The sequence below is a fragment of the Mesorhizobium sp. M7A.F.Ca.US.014.04.1.1 genome, assembly GCF_003998745.1.
Taxonomy (GTDB): domain Bacteria; phylum Pseudomonadota; class Alphaproteobacteria; order Rhizobiales; family Rhizobiaceae; genus Mesorhizobium; species Mesorhizobium ciceri.
This window is the reverse complement of record NZ_RZRW01000644.1, coordinates 1-3,023: the sequence shown is the minus strand read 5'-3', so window position 1 is coordinate 3,023 and position 3,023 is coordinate 1. Positions and strand designations below refer to the sequence as shown.

Annotated in this window: 5 protein-coding genes and 1 pseudogene; all 6 read right to left on the bottom strand. The window is 57.8% G+C overall.

Annotation, left to right across the window (positions count from 1 at the left end; genetic code table 11):
• Positions 1-200: hypothetical protein (locus tag EOA22_RS29185; RefSeq protein WP_127390414.1), on the bottom strand; the 200-nt coding region annotated here is incomplete at its 3' end.
• Between the two features lie 42 nt (positions 201-242).
• The gene (locus tag EOA22_RS29180) at positions 243-626 is read right to left on the bottom strand and encodes a hypothetical protein (RefSeq protein ID WP_127390413.1); all 384 of its coding nucleotides are present in this window, start codon (positions 624-626) and stop codon (positions 243-245) included.
• 722 nt (positions 627-1,348) lie between these two features.
• Positions 1,349-1,981, bottom strand: coding sequence for a response regulator (locus EOA22_RS39755; RefSeq protein ID WP_348629509.1), 633 nt, complete (start codon positions 1,979-1,981; stop codon positions 1,349-1,351).
• A 110-nt stretch (positions 1,982-2,091) separates the two neighbouring features.
• A complete protein-coding gene (locus EOA22_RS39750) occupies positions 2,092-2,589 on the bottom strand; it encodes a histidine kinase dimerization/phospho-acceptor domain-containing protein (protein WP_063170678.1) in 498 nt (165 codons plus the stop codon).
• Positions 2,585-2,671: pseudogene (locus tag EOA22_RS39745) on the bottom strand (hypothetical protein); the annotation flags it as partial. The pseudogene EOA22_RS39745 and the gene EOA22_RS39750, both read right to left, overlap by 5 nt.
• A partial coding sequence (locus tag EOA22_RS29170; protein ID WP_127390415.1) for a TOBE domain-containing protein occupies positions 2,671-3,023 on the bottom strand: 353 nt, incomplete at its 5' end. The gene EOA22_RS29170 and the pseudogene EOA22_RS39745, both read right to left, overlap by 1 nt.

Genomic DNA, 3,023 nt, shown 5'->3' with positions numbered 1-3,023 from the left:
AAGAATAGTAGCTTGCTGGTGTGATCGCGGACATCGATGGCAACCTCTCTGAAAGTGCCGTCCGGCATCCGGTCTTTGGCTATTTCAAGCAACGCTCTTGCTGCCTCATCTTCAGCGGCTTCCCGGCTCGCAATTTCGGTTCCTTCAGGATCGGGAAAGACTTCGCCATCGTCGGTTAAATCAAAGAAGAAGCGGGCCATGCGACCCTAATTCCGAGCCCCCAAAAAGGTTTCCTTGTAGCGCTACTTGCTGGTGATCCAATCCACCAGGCCGGTTTCCATCTGCTCGCACCCGGTGAATTCATGTACCAGGCTCGTGGCCAGATCACGCCATTGATACTCAGGCACACCCGTTTGCCTGACCAACTCTCGGAATGCCGATCGGAGAATGTCGGCGTCAAAGGCGGAGACGGCGACGCTTGCCACGCCCGGATCTTCCCACCCTCGCGCCATGTCATCGTGGTGACGTTGGCGAAGGCGTTTGAGCAGTTCGCGCGATGTCTCGATTGCGCGCCTTGAACGATCCACGTCTTGGCGAAACTTGGCAGTTCCGATCATGGAATTATGCCGAACAAGATAGCCGGTTGCGATTACGCCTTGTGCAACTTCTAAAGGCGTTCGAACCATCGCGGCCTCCCTTCCAGCGAAAGGAATTGTTTACCCTGTTGTCCAGCATAACCCCAACGGATTCGCTGTACGTTTTCAACCAATCGGCTATTCGGCGATTGTCGGCCAATTGCTGGGTTTTAGCTCCGTGAGCGGCACTTCACCTCAAAGTGCCGTGGCGGCCGGCGCAGAGGTGCGCGAACGTTGGCGCCGACCAACAGAATCTGAGCGGTCATGCCTCGCGCTGGTGGAGTATATCGGCCCTTCGGGAACCACAGTGACGCCAAACGCAACGACCCGGAGAAGTCGGTGCGCACAGTCATTCATTTACAATATTAGCGCAGGCTGAAACTCGGACATGCAGGGTAGCTCGTACATGCCCTTAGCCCCGGTGAAGACCCAGCGCCGGCGCTTTTCTGTTTCGCTGCTGGGTAGGCCTGTCCGCACTCCTGCTTGACTGCGCGACTGCGAGAACAACGCCTCGCGGGTTCCCAAGCCTTGCAAACAGTTAGATCCGGGAGCTAAAGTGCGGCATAGGCTGGTAGGGCAGGCGACCAAAGCGATCTTTCGAAGAACGAAGTCGTCCTCTCGCACGAATCGGCTGCTTGAACGTACACTTTCCATAGACCCTTCTGACCGCCGAGCAGGTTGCCGCTTCGCAAGTACTCTCAGAGAAAAATTGGAGGATCTTATCCCAGCTTGACGCATCAAGGAACTCAAAGGGGGTGGTGTCTAAGGCGACCCTACGCGACATTAGCGGCTGCTATTGCGTTCGCCAATTCTTCTTCAGTAAACGGCTTGCTGAGAATTTTGATGTCGCGAGTCCCCGGGAGTTCGGCGTAGCCCGTTGCTATAATGACGGGTACGTTCGGCCACTGGACTTTGATCGTATTCGATAGCTGCAGGCCCGTCATCTTCGGCATAGCATGATCCGTTATGACGAGGTCGAACGGCTGCTCCTCCAGCAACCTGAGGGCTGCCGCCGCAGAATGCGCCTCCGCGACAGTATGGCCGAGATCCTCGAGCATTGCCGCGGTATTCAAAAGGACCAGCGCATCGTCATCCACTGCCAGAATCCGCAGCGACGCCGTCTCAATGGCTTCCTCGGCAAGAACATCCGGCCCGCGCGCGACTTCTGAGCTCGCGGTTGCGATCGGCAGCCATAGTTCCGCTGTGGTTCCGGTTCCCCTGGAGCTCTTGAGCACTAGGCACCCGCCCATTTGCTCTGTCATCCCATGCACCATGGACAGACCGAGACCCGTACCTTTGCCAGCGCCTTTTGTGGTGAAAACGGTTCCGTCGCCCTTCGTCCATTCCTTCGCCACTGTCGGCTGCCGAGAGGCAGACATAATGGCCGGGAGCCAAGCCAGCACCATTGCTTTCGCCGACCTGTTCCATCCGGGCGGAAATGATGATCGGCCCACCATCAGGCATGGCGTCACTGGCGTTGACACACAGGTTGAGCAAGGCAAGTTCGATCTGACTTTCATCGATCATTACATGATCGAGCGAGAGCGGAAATTTCGTTTCTATGATCGCCCTTGAGCCAAGCGACCGCTCCAGCAATTCTCTCATTCCCTGGATTTAGGCCAATTAGGTCGACAGGCTTTGGATCGAGTTGCTGCCGCCAGGCAAAAGCCAGCATGCGCTGCGTCAAGGACGCTCCCCGTCGCGCCCCGAGCACCGCGTTGTCGAGAAGACGCAGCAATTGTGGATCGTCGGGAAGTCGTTTGCGGAGCAGCTCGAGACTTCCCAAAATCGCCATCAGCAAATTGTTGAAATCGTGGGCGACGCCGCCCGTTAGCTTGCCGATCGCATCCATTTTCTCCTGCGCCTTCTTCCGCTCCGTAATGTCGCGTGTGATCTTCGCGAACCCCAGGAGTTCGCCATCCTCGTGCCGAATGGGCGTCGATGACCACGTGGGACCAGAACGCAGTGCCGTCTTTGCGTATACGCCAGCCTTCGCGCTCAACTCGCCCTTCACGGGCGGCGATCTCCAGGGCACTTTGCGGACTGCCCCGCTCACGGTCCTTGAGAGTATAGAATTGCGAAAAGTGCTTGCCGATTAATTCATCTGCCGAATAACCCTTGATGCGTTCCGCACCCGCATAATGCGCTGACCCTTGGCGTTGAACAGATGCAACTGGGTGAGGTCCGGCGCCAGGAAAACCTTCTGGCCCGGCATCACGGAAATCCGCTCGCGCAGCAACGCGCTCAGCGTGTTGTTGCCGGCTTTGGCCATGACAAGGGTTTCCGCGCCGGTCGGCTCGACCACTTCGACCACCGCCGGCACGCCGCTGTCTGAGAGCTTGAGATGTTCGGGCCGGATGCCCCAGGCAAGCGCACTTTCGCCCTGTCCCAACGCAGGCAGCGGAAATACCGTGCCGTCGCTGGCGACAAAACCGTCCGTAGTGGTGC